We start from the raw sequence: 15,024 nt of genomic DNA, 5'->3' as shown, positions 1-15,024 counted from the left end.
AACGAACGTGACCCTGATCTACGGCCATCGCGGCGCCAAGGGCGAAGCGCCCGAGAATACCCTGAACAGCTTCCGCCAGTGCCTGTCCCACGGCGTCAATCGCTGTGAACTGGACCTGCACCTGTCGGCCGACAACGAACTGATGGTGATCCACGACTCGACGCTCAAGCGCACCACCGGCCGACGCGGCAAGGTGGTCGAGCACCCGGCAGCCGACCTGGTCACCTATGACGCACGCAAAGGCGGCCCGGGCCATGTGCAGCCCTGCCCTATCCCAAAACTGGAAGAACTCTTCGAAAAATGCGCCTTCGAGCATTGGCAGCTGGAGGTCAAGAGTGCCTCGCGCACCCGCGCCGCCACCACGGTGCTGGCCATTCGTGAACTGGCCCAGCAATACGGCCTGCTGGACAAGGTCACCATCACCTCGAGCTCACGCGACGTGCTGGGCGCCGCACAAGAGCTGGTACCCGACGTGTCTCGCGGGCTGGTGGCCGAATACGCCTGGCTCGACCCACTGAAGGTCGCGCAAAACTACGGCTGCGAGTTGCTGGCCTTGAACTGGACACTGTGCACCCCAGAGCGCCTGCTCAAAGCCCAAGGCCAGGGGTTGCATGTGTCGGTATGGACAGTCAACGAACCGGCACTGATGCGCCGGCTCGCTGATTTTGGCGTGGACAGCCTGATTACAGACTTTCCCGGTTTGGCCAAGACCACCCTCGGGCAGGGCTGAAATCGGTATCCCCGACCGGCTCAGGCCACCGGTCGGAGCCGCTTAAAAAAGCCGGTTCAGGCCGTCGTAGGCAGCTACCCGATAGGCTTCGGCCATGGTCGGGTAGTTGAACGTGGTGTTGACGAAGTATTTCAGGTTATTCAGCTCGCCCGGCTGGTTCATGATTGCCTGGCCGATGTGGACGATTTCCGAAGCCTGGTAGCCGAAGCAATGCACGCCGAGGATTTCCAGGGTTTCGCGGTGGAACAGGATCTTCAGCATACCCTGTGGCTCGCCGGCAATCTGCGCGCGGGCCATGCCCTTGAAGAAGGCCTTACCCACTTCGTACGGCACCTTGGCCTGGGTCAGTTCCTGCTCGTTCTTGCCGATCGAGCTGATCTCCGGAATGGTGTAGATACCGGTCGGCACGTCATTGACGAAGCGCCAGCTGCCATTGTCGACGATGCTGCCCGCTGCCGAACGGCCCTGGTCATGGGCGGCACTGGCCAGGCTCGGCCAGCCGATCACGTCACCGGCACCGTAGATGTTCGACACGGTGGTGCGGTAAGCCTCGTCGACCTCGATCTGGCCGCGGCTATTAACCTTGATGCCGATGTTTTCCAGGCCCAGCTTGTCGGTGTTGCCGGTACGGCCGTTGCACCACAGCAAGGCGTCGGCCTTGATCTTCTTGCCCGACTTCAGGTGCAGGATTACACCGTTGTCCAAGCCTTCGACCCGGTCGTACTCCTCGTTATGGCGCACGGTGATGTTGTTGTTGCTGAAGTGGTAGCTCAGCGCCTGGGAAATTTCAGAATCCAGGAAGCTCAGCAACTGGCCACGGTTATCGACCAGCTCGACCAGCACACCCAGGCCGCTGAAGATCGAGGCGTATTCGCAACCGATCACGCCGGCGCCGTAAACGATCAGTTTGCGCGGGGTGTGGCTGAGGCTGAGGATGGTGTCGCTGTCATAGACGCGCGGGTGGTGGAAGTCGATGTCGGCCGGGCGATACGGGCGCGAGCCGGTGGCGATGATGATCTGCTTGGCGTTGAGCTTTTCGACCACACCGTTGGGGCAGACCACTTCGATGGTCTGCTCGTCGGCGAAGCTGCCGGTGCCGAAGAACAGGTCGACACGGTTGCGGGCGTAGTAGCCGGTACGCGAAGCGACCTGCTTGGCAATGACCTTTTCGGCGCTCTTGAGCACGTCCGGGAAGGAGAACCAGCGCGGCTCGCCGATGGCGCGGAACATCGGGTTGGTGTTGAACTGCATGATCTGCCGCACCGAGTGACGCAGTGCCTTGGACGGGATGGTGCCCAAGTGGGTGCAGTTGCCGCCGACCTGGCGACGGCTGTCGACCATCGCCACCTTGCGCCCTGCTTTGGCGGCGTTCATTGCCGCGCCTTCTCCGGCCGGGCCGGAACCCAGCACCACTACGTCGTAGTTGTAGACAGCCATGCGTACTCCTTCAGAACTGGCCCGCGAGTCACGGTGGCTCGCGGGGCGCGATCATGTCGCCGGGGCGCCATGAGAAAATTCGGTTGCAGTCTAATCAAGCGTGAACGCCGCGCACATTAACCCTTGGTCGCGTCGTAGGCCAATTTTGCCTGCACTACATGTGGTTCACCGATTCCCTGGCGATCATCCATCCTTGCGCTTTCACTCGCCTTTCATTGCCCGCGAAAACGCTGGGGTCGCTCGGGAGACGAAGCCACCCTCGGCCCGAGTCACCAGTACGGCGGCAAGGTTATGGCTGACAGCGAAATCCCAGCCGCGCTCGGGGCCGAGAATCAGCAGCAGGGTCGAGAACCCGTCAGCTTTCAGCGCCGAGGCGTCGAGCACAGTGGCCGCAGCCAGGTCGTGCGCGACCGGGCGCCCGAGACGGGCATCGAAGGTGTGCGAATAGCGCCGGCCATTCTGCTCGAAATAGTGGCGATAGTCACCCGAGGTCGATACCGAAAGGCCATCCACCGGAATGACCTGGCGAGCGATCTGGCGGTCTTCACGGGGCAGCTCAAGGGCGATGCGCCACGGGCTGCCATCGGGTTTGCGGCCAACCGCCTTGAGCTCGCCGGTGGCTTCGGCGATGAAACTGCTGATGCCCATGGCCTGCAGGCGCTGGGCGATCAGGTCAACCGCGTGGCCGGCGGCGATGCTGTTGAAATCCAGCTCCACCGGGGCATCCTTGCACAATGCCTGGCCTTCGATGCGCAGGTGCTGGTAGCCCACGCGCAGGCGCGCCTGGGCCAAGGCTCGCGGGTCGGGCACCTGCTCGTGGCGGGCCTGGGGGCCGAAGCCCCAGAGGTCAAGTAGCGGCTCGACAGTGAGGTCGAAGGCGCCGGCACTTTGCGCCGCCAACTGCTGGCCGAAGCGGACCAGGTCGAGCATGTCTGATGGCAATTCCAGGCATTGATTGGCCGGCAGCTGGTTGAACTGGCTGACGGTGGAATCGCTGCGGTAGGTGGAATAGTGCTGGTCGATGTCCTGGAGGATGGTTTCGACGGCAGCCTGCACCTGGGCTGGGGCTGGGCCACCGGGGGCGCGAACGTACTGGATGCTGTAGCTGCTGCCCATGGTCGGGCCGCCCAGGCGCTCCAGGGTCGGGCCCTGGTTGCAGGCGGTGAGGAGCACAAGGAAAAGTAGCGGGATTGCGCGCAAATTGAAGTTCTCGGCTGCCGGTACTGGCCTCTTCGCAGCACAAGGCTGCTCCTACCGTTACGGCGCCAGCCTGGTAGGAGCAGCCTTGTGCTGCGAAGAGGCCGGCAAAAAAAACGGGAACCCGAAGGTTCCCGTTTTTTCATTGCCTTACAAGCGAATCAGCGTGGAAACGCTGGCGGGTTCACACCGGCCATGTCTTCCATCACACGAACCACCTGGCAGCTGTAACCGAATTCGTTGTCGTACCAAACGTACAGCACAACGCGGTTGTCGTTGGCGATGGTCGCCTCTGCGTCAACCACACCGGCGTGGCGCGAGCCGACGAAGTCGGTCGAAACCACTTCCTGCGAGCTGACGAAGTCGATCTGCTTGTGCAGCTCCGAGTGCATGGCCGTCTGACGCAGGTACTCGTTGATCTCTTCGCGAGTGGTGGGCTTTTCCAGGTTCAGGTTCAGGATGGCCATCGAGACGTTCGGCGTCGGTACGCGAATCGCGTTGCCGGTCAGCTTGCCCTTCAGCACTGGCAGTGCCTTGGCGGCTGCAGTGGCGGCACCGGTCTCGGTGATAACCATGTTCAGCGGCGCGGCACGGCCACGGCGGCTGCCCTTGTGGAAGTTGTCGATCAGGTTCTGGTCGTTGGTGAACGAGTGAACGGTTTCGACGTGGCCGTTGACGATGCCGTACTTGTCGTTGACAGCCTTCAGCACCGGCACGATGGCGTTGGTGGTGCAGGAAGCAGCCGAGATGATCTTGTCATCGGCAGTGATGTCACCGTGGTTGATGCCGTGCACGATGTTCTTCAGCGCGCCCTTGCCAGGTGCGGTGAGGATCACGCGGGCAGCGCCCGGGCAGGCCAGGTGCTGGCCCAGGCCGTCGGCGTCACGCCATACACCGGTGTTGTCGACGATCAGCGCGTTGTCGATGCCGTACTGGGTGTAGTCGACTTCGCTCGGGTTCTTGGCGTAGATAACCTGGATCAGGTTGCCATTGGCGGTGATGGTGTTGTTGGCTTCGTCGATGGTGATGGTGCCATCGAACGGGCCGTGCACCGAGTCACGGCGCAGCAGGCTGGCACGCTTGACCAGGTCGTTCTCGGCGCCTTTGCGCACGACGATGGCACGCAGGCGCAGGCCGTCGCCACCACCGGTCTTCTCGATCAGGATGCGCGCCAGCAGGCGGCCGATGCGGCCGAAACCGTACAGGACGACGTCGGTGCCTTTACGGGCCGAAGCGTTCTGTTGGCCAACTACGTCAGCCAGCTCTTCACGCACGAACTGCTCGGCGCTGCGGCCGTTGCCTTCCTGCTTGAATTTGTTGGCCAGCTTGCCCAGGTCGACCGAAGCGGCACCCAGTTTCAGCTCGCTCATGGCCTTGAGCAGGGGGAACGTCTCGTGGACAGACAGTTCGGTCTCGTCGGTCTGACGATGACGCGCAAAGCGGTGGGCTTTGAGGATCGAGATAACCGAACGGTTGATCAGGCTGCGGCCATAAATCGAGCTCACCACGTTGTTGTTGCGGTAGAGCTGACCGATAAGCGGGATCATCGCTTCAGCCAATGCTTCACGATCAATCCACTCACCAAGACACTGGTCGGGCTTCTGAGTCACGGGAACCTTCCACATGTAGGGACAGAAAAAAGGGGCTACATTATGACGCCCCAACGCGGAACGGGCAATGAGCGCCTGTCGCAGCAGCCAGAGCCAGTGTTCATGGCCTTTGGAGCCTGACAGCAGGCACCGGCACCGGTACAATCGGTGTCTTTGCCGCAACGCTTGGAGTGCAATCTCCCGTGTCAGTTCTGCGCCTACCGCAACTGTCGGCCACGGCCGGCAAACAAACCTGGGGCAACCTGCCCGGTGCCGCCCTCAGCCTTGCCATTGCCGAAGCCGCCAGCAGCGCTGGCCGCTTTACCCTGCTGCTGACCGCCGACAGCCAGGCCGCCGACCGTCTGGAACAGGAGCTGCGCTTCTTTGCCCCAGACCTGCCGGTGCTGCCCTTCCCCGACTGGGAAACCCTGCCCTACGACCTGTTCTCGCCGCACCAGGACATCATCTCCCAGCGCATTGCCAGCTTGTACCGGCTGCCGGAGCTGAGCCACGGCATTCTCGTCGTGCCGATCACCACCGCCCTGCACCGCCTGGCGCCGACCCGCTTCCTGCTGGGCAGCAGCCTGGTGCTGGACATCGGCCAGACCATCGACGTCGAGCAAATGCGCACGCGCCTCGAAGCCAGCGGCTATCGCTGCGTCGACACTGTCTATGAACATGGCGAATTCGCCGTGCGCGGCGCACTGATCGACCTTTACCCCATGGGCAGCAAGCTGCCCTACCGCATCGACCTGTTCGATGACGAAATCGAGACGCTGCGCACCTTCGACCCCGAGACCCAGCGCTCGATCGACAAGGTCGACTCGGTGCGCCTGCTGCCAGCACGCGAATTTCCGATGCAAAAAGAGGAAGTGACCCGCTTCAAGGCGCGCTTCCGCGAACGCTTTGACGTCGACTTCCGCCGCAGCGCAATCTTCCAGGACCTGGCCAGCGGCATCATTCCCGCCGGCATCGAGTACTACCTGCCGCTGTTCTTCGAAGACACCTCGACGCTGTTCGACTACCTGCCCAGCGACACCCAGGTGTTTTCCCTGCCCGGCGTCGAGCAGGCCGCCGAGCACTTCTGGAACGACGTGCGTGGGCGCTACGAAGACCGCCGTGGCGACCTGAGCCGCCCGCTGCTGCCGCCTGCCGAGCTGTTCCTGCCGGTGGAAGACTGTTTCGCCCGGCTAAAGCAATGGCCGCGGGTGGTGGTCAGCGCCGACGACGTCGAGGCAGGCGCCGGCCGTGAACGCTTCCCGGCACGCGCCCTGCCCGAACTTGCCATTGAGGCCAAGGCCAACCAGCCACTGGCGGCGCTGTCCAGCTTCCTTGACCAGTTCCCTGGCCGCGTACTGTTTACCGCCGAGTCTGCGGGCCGTCGCGAAGTGCTGCTGGAACTGCTCGAACGCCTGAAACTGCGCCCGCACACCGTCGAAGGCTGGACCGACTTCATTACCGGCTCCGAGCGGCTGGCGATCACCATTGCCCCGCTTGATGAAGGCCTGGTGCTGGACGACCCGGCCCTGGCCCTGATCGCCGAGAGCCCGCTGTTCGGCCAGCGCGTGATGCAGCGCCGGCGGCGCGACAAGCGCGGCGAGACCGCCAACGATGCGGTGATCAAGAACCTCACCGAATTGCGCGAAGGCGCACCGGTGGTGCATATCGACCATGGCGTGGGCCGCTACCTGGGCCTGGCTACCCTGGAGATCGACGGCCAGGCCGCCGAGTTCCTCACCCTGGAATATGCCGAGGGCGCCAAGCTGTACGTGCCGGTGGCCAACCTGCACCTGATCGCCCGCTACACCGGCAGCGATGACGCCCTGGCGCCGCTGCACCGGCTCGGCTCCGAGGCCTGGCAGAAGGCCAAGCGCAAGGCCGCCGAACAGGTGCGTGATGTCGCCGCCGAACTGCTCGACATCTATGCCCGCCGCGCCGCGCGCAAGGGCTACGCCTTTGCCGACCCCGCTGCCGACTACGCCACCTTCAGTGCCGGGTTCCCCTTCGAAGAAACCCCCGACCAGCAGAACGCCATCGAAGCCGTACGCGCCGACATGCTCGCGGCCAAGCCGATGGACCGCCTGGTGTGCGGCGACGTGGGCTTCGGCAAGACCGAAGTGGCCATGCGCGCGGCCTTCATCGCCGTGCACAGCGGCCGCCAGGTAGCGGTACTGGTGCCTACTACCCTGCTGGCCCAACAGCACTACAACAGCTTCCGCGACCGCTTCGCCGACTGGCCGGTAACCGTCGAAGTGATGAGCCGTTTCAAATCGGCCAAGGAAGTCGCCAGCGCGGCGGCGGACCTGGCCGAAGGCAAGATCGACATCCTCATCGGCACCCACAAGCTGCTGCAGGACGATGTGCGCTTCAAAGACCTGGGCCTGGTAGTGATCGACGAAGAGCACCGCTTTGGCGTACGCCAGAAGGAACAGCTCAAAGCCCTGCGCAGCGAGGTGGACATTCTCACCCTGACCGCCACGCCGATTCCGCGCACCCTGAACATGGCCGTGGCCGGCATGCGCGACCTGTCGATCATCGCCACACCGCCCGCCCGACGCCTGTCGGTACGCACCTTCGTCATGGAACACAACAACAGCACGGTCAAAGAAGCCCTGCTGCGTGAACTGCTGCGCGGTGGCCAGGTGTACTACCTGCACAACGACGTGAAAACCATCGAGAAGTGCGCTGCAGACCTTGCCGAACTGGTCCCGGAAGCGCGTATCGGCATCGGCCACGGCCAGATGCGCGAGCGCGAGCTGGAACAGGTGATGAGCGACTTCTACCACAAGCGCTTCAATGTGCTGATCGCCTCGACCATCATCGAGACCGGCATCGACGTGCCAAGCGCCAACACCATTGTCATCGAGCGCGCTGACAAGTTCGGCCTGGCCCAGTTGCACCAGTTGCGTGGCCGGGTCGGCCGCAGCCACCACCAGGCCTACGCCTACCTGCTGACGCCAGCACGTCAAAAGGTCAGCAGCGACGCCGAGAAGCGCCTGGAAGCCATCGCCAACACCCAGGACCTGGGGGCAGGCTTCGTGCTGGCCACCAACGACCTGGAAATCCGCGGCGCTGGTGAACTGCTGGGCGAAGGCCAAAGCGGGCAGATCCAGGCGGTCGGTTTCACCCTTTACATGGAAATGCTCGAACGCGCGGTCAAGGCGATCCGCAAGGGTGCCCAGCCAAACCTCGAACAGCCACTGGGTGGCGGCCCAGAGATCAACCTGCGCCTGCCGGCCCTGATCCCCGAGGGCTACCTGCCCGATGTGCATGCACGCCTGATCCTTTACAAGCGCATCGCCTCGGCCGCCGACGAAGAAGGCCTCAAGGACTTGCAAGTCGAGATGATCGACCGCTTCGGCCTGCTGCCGGAGCCAACCAAAAACCTGATGCGCCTGACCTCGCTCAAGCTGCAGGCGGAAAAGCTCGGCATCAAGAAAGTCGATGCTGGCCCCAACGGCGGCAAGCTTGAGTTCGAGGCCGAGACACCGGTCGACCCGCTGACCCTGATCAAGCTGATCCAGGGCCAGCCCAAACGCTACAAGTTCGAAGGCGCCACCCAGTTCCGCTTCCTGGTACCGATGGAACGCCCCGACGAACGTTTCAACACCCTTGAGGCGCTGTTCGAGCGCCTGACCCCACAGCCTGCCTAAGGAAGATCCATGCGTGCCATCCGTTGCCTGACCCTGCTGCTGGCGCTGTTCGCGCCAGCCGCCTTCGCCGAAGGCCTGTATCAGGTAGAAATGATCCTGGTGCGGCAAAACAGCGTCCCCGCCTTCACCAGCCCGTTCGCCCCCGAAGACTGGAGCGCTGGTGCCCCGCGCCTGGACAAGGCCGCCGAACGCCCACTGGGGCTGGACGATGAAACCACCCGCCTGCAAGCCACCGCCGACTACACCGTGCTGATGCACAAGGCCTGGCAGCAGCAGGTCGGCAGCGAGCCCAGCCGCATCGCCCTGGGCGAAGGCGAAGAGCAGTTCGGCCACTTCCCCATCGAAGGCAACCTGAGCATCGCCGAAGGCCGCTTCATCGCGGTGGAGGCCAACTTCTGGGTCAACCAGCTCGACGGCAACGGCAGCGTGCTGCGCAGCGAGCAATTCAAGCAGAGCAACAGCAACGTCAAGGGCGGCCAGCTGACGTTCCTCGACGGCGGGCACCTGGCGGTGCTGCTGAAGGTGACACCGGCAGGGATGCGTAAGCTGCCAGAGATGGACCCGGAGATGATGGAGCAGTGATGTGAGCGAGACCGATGCGCAGTTCTTTATCCGCGGGCTTGACAACTGGAGGTTCGCGTTTGACCGCACTACGCTGCAACGCGGCTTCGACTATGCAGAGGAAGGCAGGAGCGAAATCGTATCGATCCTGGACCTGACCATCCGCGCGCAGTGCGCAGGCTCTGGCGGCCGCGCCTATTACCAGCGCATCACGCTGGACATGACCGAGGACGGCCTTGAATGCGAGGGCACCTGCTCGTGCCCTGTCGGTAACAATTGCAAGCACTGTGCAGCGGCGCTCTATCTGCTTGAACGCGGCCCGGACTGGGTCGAAGGCACACCTGACGAACCCCTTGCCGTTACGCCAGCAGCGCAGCAGTCCCTAGAACTGCCCCCTGAACTCGCACATTGGGTCGAGGCCCTGGAAGTACCGGCAAGCGTTGCCACAGAACCCGCCAAGCGCAAAGGCCCCGCACTCTACTATGTGGTGAGCAATAACCATGGCCAGTGCATGCTCAGCGTGTTCAAAGGCACCCGGCAGCCCGATGACAGCTTGAAGCTGGGCCGGCCCAGTTCGATGCCCGAGCTGATCTACTACACACCCAAGTACGTGACCGATGAAGACTTGCGTGCGCTGCGGCTGATCGATGCCCTCAGCAAGGATTACAGCCTGCCCGTCGCACGCCTGGAAGGCAAAAAGGGCGCCGAACTCTACGAGTATGCCCTCGCCACCGGCCGCTTGCTGTATGGCCAACAGCAGAAACCCCTGGCCCAAGGCCCCGACCTGCAAGCCGAATTTCGTTGGGTTCGGCTGGACAACGGCAGCTACCGCGGCGCCTGGCACCATGCTGAAAATACCCACATGCTGGCACTGCCGGTCGACCCCCTCTATTACGTCGACCCACAAAGCGGGCAGACCGGCAAACTGCTGCATGACCTTGACCCGTTCATTGCCAGCCAATTAGCCAGCGCCCCGACGGTTCCCGAGCACCTGATCATCCCCCTGAGCCATCGCTTGAACGCATTGAACCGTCAGGTGCCGACCCCCACCAAGGTCCGCAGCGAACAGATCGACACGATCGAGCCTCGCCCTCACCTGACCCTGGGCAGCCTCGAGTACAGCGCCTACATGCCCAAGACCGGCCGCATGCAGCGCCAGATGCAGCACCGCGCCGCGCTGTCGTTCGACTACGACGGCCTGCGCGCCAGCGGCAGCGACGACAAACCGTTGACCCGCCTGGTGGATGCCACCAGCCAGCGTATTCGCCGCCAGCCCAAGGCCGAACAGGCGCTGCGCAAGACGCTACGCGACCTCGGCTTCAAGGCCGCCACCCGGCAGAGCAAGGCCCTGCCCAACAGTGCGGGCGAGATGCACCAACTGCCCGATGACGAGGCCTGGCTGCACTTCGCCCGCAACGGCTTGGCCCGCCTGCGCGAAGCCGGCTGGGTGATCGACATCCACCGCGATTTCTCCTTCAACCTGCACGAGGTGGACGACTGGTACGCCAGCATCGACGAAGCCCCCGGGCATGAATGGTTCGACCTGGAACTGGGCATCGTGGTCGATGGCCAGCGCCACAGCCTGCTGCCGATCGTGCTGCAGTTGCTGCGCAGTAACCCCGAGCTGCTGCGCGCCAGCGAACTGGCCCGACGCAGTGACGACGAACACTTGCTGATCGACCTTAACCGCGGCCGCCTCGACAGCCCCGCGCTGCGCGTCGCCCTGCCCTACGGCCGGATCAAGGCAGTGATGGGCACCCTTGGTGAGCTCTACCTGCATGAAGACGCCGCAGGCCCTTCACTGCGCCTGGACCGGGCCGATGCCGCGCGCTTGAACGAGCTCGATCACCTGCCGCTGCACTGGGAAGGCGGCGCGCACGTGCGCGACCTGGGCAAGCGCCTGCGTGACGCACGCGACCTGCAGGTCGAGCCGCCCGCGCAACTGAACGCGGCCCTGCGCCCTTATCAGCAACAAGGCCTGAACTGGTTACAAGCCCTGCGCGAAATGGGCACGGGCGGCATCCTCGGCGACGACATGGGCCTGGGCAAGACCCTGCAAACCCTGGCTCACCTGTTGCTGGAGAAACAGTCCGGCCGCCTGACCACTCCCGCCCTGGCAGTGATGCCGACCAGCCTGATACCCAACTGGCTCGACGAGGCCAAACGCTTTGCCCCCGACCTGCGTGTGGTGGCACTGCAGGGCCCAGGGCGCAGCAAGCATTTCGCTACGCTGCACGACTACGACCTGGTGCTCACCACCTATGCCCTCGTGCCCCGTGACCTCGAACACTTACGCACGCAGCACTGGCACGTGCTGGTGCTCGACGAGGCGCAGAACATCAAAAGCAGCACCAGCAAAGCCGCCCTCGCCGTCTGCGAGCTGCAGGCCGAGCAACGCCTGTGCCTGACCGGTACGCCGATGGAAAACAACCTCGGCGAACTGTGGTCGATCTTCCACTTCCTGATGCCGGGCTGGCTGGGCGACCTCAAGCGCTTCAACCAGGATTACCGCACCCCGATCGAACGCCGCGGCGACGCCGAACGCATGGCCCACCTGGTCAGCCGCATCCGCCCGTTCCTGCTGCGCCGCACCAAGGAACAGGTGGCCACCGAACTGCCCGCCAAGACCGAGATGGTGCACTGGGTCGAACTCAGCGATGCCCAGCGCGATACCTACGAGGCCGTACGGGTGGCGATGGACAAGAAAGTGCGCGACGAAATCGCCCGCAACGGCGCCTCGCGCAGCCAGATTGTCATCCTTGATGCCCTGCTCAAGTTACGCCAGGTGTGCTGCGACCTGCGCCTGGTGAAGGGCGTCGAGACCAAGGGCAACCAGGCCGATAAAGGCAAGCTCGGCGCCCTGCTGGAAATGCTCGAAGAGCTGCTCAGTGAAGGCCGGCGGGTACTGCTGTTCTCCCAGTTCACCTCGATGCTGGCACTGATCGAGCAAGAACTGCAAAAGCGCAAGGTGCGTTACAGCCTGCTGACAGGCGACACCCGCGACCGCCGCACGCCGGTGCAAGCATTCCAGCAGGGTGACAGCGATGTGTTCCTGATCAGCCTCAAGGCGGGTGGCACCGGGTTGAACCTGACAGCTGCGGACACGGTGATCCACTTCGACCCCTGGTGGAACCCGGCCAGCGAAAACCAGGCCACCGACCGCGCCTACCGCATCGGTCAGGACAAACCGGTGTTCGTGTTCAAGCTGATTACCCGCGGCACGGTGGAAGAGAAGATTCAGCTGTTGCAGCAAGAAAAGGCGGCCCTGGCGGCAAGCCTGCTCGATGGCGGGCAGGCCGGGCAGTGGCGGCTGGGGGATGATGAGATCGAGGCGCTGTTTGCCCCCTTGCCAGGGAAGCGCGGCCGCTAAGCGCTTGTGAGCACTCTCTGTAGGAGCAGCCTTGCGCTGCGAAGAGGCCGGTGACAACACCCTTGATCTTCGCTGTTGTCACCGCCGCCTTCGCAGCACAAGGCTGCTCCTACCGGGAAGTGGGTAAATCCGGCCTACCCTCGAATACGGCCGGATCAGTCAATCGACCAGCTGCGCCTCGCGCAACGCCCCCAACGCCTCCAGCCAACGCGGCTGCTGGCGATAATCGGTGCGCGCAAAGCCCTGCCCGCGCATCCGTGCAATGCGCGGCGAAGGCTTGACCTTCAGCCGCTGCGCCGCACTCAATGCCAGCTCTGCCGCCGCCCGGTCGTTGCACACCAGGCCCATGTCGCAGCCAGCACTCAAAGCTGCTTCGATGCGGTTGGCCGCGTCCCCGACCACGTGCGCACCGGCCATGGACAGGTCGTCACTGAAAATCACCCCGTCAAAGCCCAGCTCACCGCGCAGGATGTGCTGCAGCCAACGCCGCGAGAAGCCGGCGGGCTGGTTGTCGACCTGCGGGTAGATCACGTGGGCCGGCATCACCGCTGCCAGCTGGCCGCTGAGCCGGGTGAAGGGCACCAGGTCCGCCTGGCGCAACTGTTCAAGGCTGCGCTCGTCAGTGGGGATGGCCACGTGCGAGTCGGCCTCGGCCCAACCGTGCCCCGGGAAGTGCTTGCCGCAGGCCGCCATGCCCGCAGCGTTCATGCCGCGAATGAAGGCCGCCGCCAGCTGCGTGGCACGCTGCGGGTCACCTTCGAAGGCGCGGCTGCCGACCACCGCACTGCGCTGGTGGTCCAGGTCGAGCACGGGGGCGAAGCTCAGGTCCAGGCCTACCGCCAGCACCTCGGTGGCCATCAACCATCCGCACTGCTTCGCCAGGTAATCGGCGTTGTCGTTGTCGGCCAATGCACGCATGGCCGGCAGGCGCACAAAGCCTTGGCGCAGCCGCTGCACACGCCCGCCCTCTTGGTCGACGGCCAGGATCAAGTCCGGGCGAATCGCGCGAATGGACGCACACAGTTCGCGCACCTGGCGCGGGCTGTCGATATTGCGGGCAAAGATGATCAAGCCGGCCACTTCAGGTTGGCGCAGCAGGTGACGGTCTTCGGCGGTCAGCCATTTACCGGCGATGTCCACCATCAAGGAGCCTTGCAGGCTGACGGTCATGGGAAATCCTTCATTGAAGACTTAAAAAAGCCCACTGGGGGCAAGCCGCCTCTTCGATGCGCACCCGGCAATGGGCCGGGACCCGATCGAACAGGCCAAGCAAATCGGTGTTGTGCAGGCGTATGCAGCCATGGGACAGCGGCACACCCAAAGGTTCGGTCTCAGGTGTGCCATGCAAGTAGATATAGCGGCGAAAGGTGTCGACGGCGCCGAGGCGGTTGACGCCCGGCTCGCAGCCACTAAGCCAGAGTATGCGGGTGAGGACCCAGTCCCGCCCGGGAAACCGCTCATGTAACTCAGGCGACCAGACCTCACCGGTCCAGCGCCGCCCACGCAACACCGCGTTCAGCGGCAGGCCCGCGCCAATTTTCGCCCGTACCTGATGCAGGCCCCGCGGCGTGCAGCCCGAACCATTGCGCTCGCCGGCGCCGTTACGCGCCGTGGACACCGCCAGGCGCAGGCACAAGCGGCCCTGGGCGAACCCATAGAGGCATTGGTCGGCGAGGGAGATGTGCAATAGATCGAGATCGGGCATGGGCGCTAGCTTAGCCGAAGCGCCCTGCCCCGCCCAGCCTTCAGGCCTTGGCGGTGGCTGTGCTGCTGGTCTTGCTGCGCGGGCGCAATTGGGCGGCGGCCATCGCTTCGTCGGTGACCCCGCTGTCGGCGCGCATGCCTGCTGCCAGGAACGGCACCATCAGGCGCATGACCTGTTCGATCGAGGTATTGATGCCAAAATCGGTTTCGGCGATGGCGCGCAACGCCTTGATCCCGGACATGCTGAACGCGGCGGCGCCGAGCATGAAGTGCACGCGCCAGAACAGCTCCAGCGGCGGAACCCGTGGCGCGGCTTCGTTGACCAGCAGCATGTAGCGGCGGAACACCTTGCCGTACATGTCTTCCAGGTAACGCCGCAGGTGCCCCTGGCTCTGGCTGAAAGCCAGCCCCAGCAGGCGCATGAAGATAGACAGGTCATTATTGCTGCGCGGCTGCACGGCCAGGGCCTGCTCGACGAGCATTTCGAGCAGCTCTTCGAGGCTGGGCTTTTGCTCTGGGCGCGCCTGGCGACGCTCGAGTTCACGTTCCAGGCTGGCACAGAAAGGGCCGAGGAAACGCGAGAAGACCGCCTGGATAAGGGCCTTTTTGGAACCGAAGTGGTAGTTGACCGCCGCCAGGTTCACCCCGGCCTTGCTGGTGATCAACCGCAACGAGGTTTCAGCGAAGCCTCTTTCCGCGAACAGCTGCTCGGCAGCATCGAGAATGCGTTCAACGGTTTCCGATTGGGCCATGATTATTCCGCCAGACAAACAGGTGTTTGAA

At 63.9% G+C, this 15,024-nt stretch carries 10 protein-coding genes; 4 read left to right on the top strand and 6 right to left on the bottom strand.

All coding sequences use genetic code 11. The features are described from left to right. Positions 1 to 7: 7 nt before the first annotated feature. Positions 8 to 730, top strand: a complete 723-nt coding sequence (locus LOY53_RS08175; RefSeq protein WP_258703833.1) for a glycerophosphodiester phosphodiesterase — start codon at positions 8 to 10, stop codon at positions 728 to 730. A gap of 42 nt (positions 731 to 772) precedes the next feature. Here LOY53_RS08175 and sthA read toward each other — a convergent pair whose 3' ends face one another. The 3 genes from sthA to LOY53_RS08160 all read right to left on the bottom strand — a co-directional run bounded on the left by sthA (position 773) and on the right by LOY53_RS08160 (position 4,989). Continuing rightward, positions 773 to 2,167 carry a Si-specific NAD(P)(+) transhydrogenase gene (gene sthA, locus LOY53_RS08170; protein WP_027596615.1) on the bottom strand — a complete coding sequence of 465 codons (1,395 nt, stop codon included), beginning with the start codon at positions 2,165 to 2,167 and terminating at the stop codon, positions 773 to 775. 201 nt (positions 2,168 to 2,368) lie between these two features. Beyond that, the gene (locus LOY53_RS08165) at positions 2,369 to 3,340 is read right to left on the bottom strand and encodes an FAD:protein FMN transferase (RefSeq protein ID WP_408981354.1); all 972 of its coding nucleotides are present in this window, start codon (positions 3,338 to 3,340) and stop codon (positions 2,369 to 2,371) included. Positions 3,341 to 3,525: 185 nt separating this feature from the next. Beyond that, entirely contained in the window at positions 3,526 to 4,989 is a 1,464-nt protein-coding gene (locus LOY53_RS08160) for a glyceraldehyde-3-phosphate dehydrogenase (RefSeq protein WP_027596617.1), read from the bottom strand. A gap of 167 nt (positions 4,990 to 5,156) precedes the next feature. On the opposite strand from LOY53_RS08160, the gene mfd reads away from it, so the two are divergent. From mfd to LOY53_RS08145, 3 genes are read left to right on the top strand one after another with little or no spacing between them, the layout of a single operon-like run. Beyond that, positions 5,157 to 8,606 carry a transcription-repair coupling factor gene (mfd, locus tag LOY53_RS08155; RefSeq protein ID WP_099453389.1) on the top strand — a complete coding sequence of 1,150 codons (3,450 nt, stop codon included), beginning with the start codon at positions 5,157 to 5,159 and terminating at the stop codon, positions 8,604 to 8,606. A gap of 9 nt (positions 8,607 to 8,615) precedes the next feature. Continuing rightward, complete coding sequence (locus tag LOY53_RS08150) at positions 8,616 to 9,188, top strand: CsiV family protein (RefSeq protein ID WP_099453388.1); 573 nt, start codon at positions 8,616 to 8,618, stop codon at positions 9,186 to 9,188. Position 9,189: 1 nt separating this feature from the next. Further along, complete coding sequence (locus LOY53_RS08145; RefSeq protein WP_408981353.1) at positions 9,190 to 12,537, top strand: SNF2-related protein; 3,348 nt, start codon at positions 9,190 to 9,192, stop codon at positions 12,535 to 12,537. 159 nt (positions 12,538 to 12,696) lie between these two features. Here LOY53_RS08145 and nagZ read toward each other — a convergent pair whose 3' ends face one another. From nagZ to LOY53_RS08130, 3 genes are read right to left on the bottom strand one after another with little or no spacing between them, the layout of a single operon-like run. Next, a complete protein-coding gene (gene nagZ, locus LOY53_RS08140; protein ID WP_258704162.1) occupies positions 12,697 to 13,695 on the bottom strand; it encodes a beta-N-acetylhexosaminidase in 999 nt (332 codons plus the stop codon). 22 nt (positions 13,696 to 13,717) lie between these two features. Beyond that, the gene (locus LOY53_RS08135) at positions 13,718 to 14,242 is read right to left on the bottom strand and encodes a L,D-transpeptidase (RefSeq protein WP_258703832.1); all 525 of its coding nucleotides are present in this window, start codon (positions 14,240 to 14,242) and stop codon (positions 13,718 to 13,720) included. A gap of 40 nt (positions 14,243 to 14,282) precedes the next feature. Then, the gene (locus tag LOY53_RS08130) at positions 14,283 to 14,993 is read right to left on the bottom strand and encodes a TetR/AcrR family transcriptional regulator (protein ID WP_027596622.1); all 711 of its coding nucleotides are present in this window, start codon (positions 14,991 to 14,993) and stop codon (positions 14,283 to 14,285) included. Positions 14,994 to 15,024 lie beyond the last annotated feature (31 nt).

The organism is Pseudomonas sp. B21-031, assembly GCF_024748985.1.
Taxonomy (GTDB): Bacteria; Pseudomonadota; Gammaproteobacteria; order Pseudomonadales; family Pseudomonadaceae; genus Aquipseudomonas; species Aquipseudomonas kermanshahensis.
This window is presented reverse-complemented; position numbering and strand designations above follow the sequence as displayed.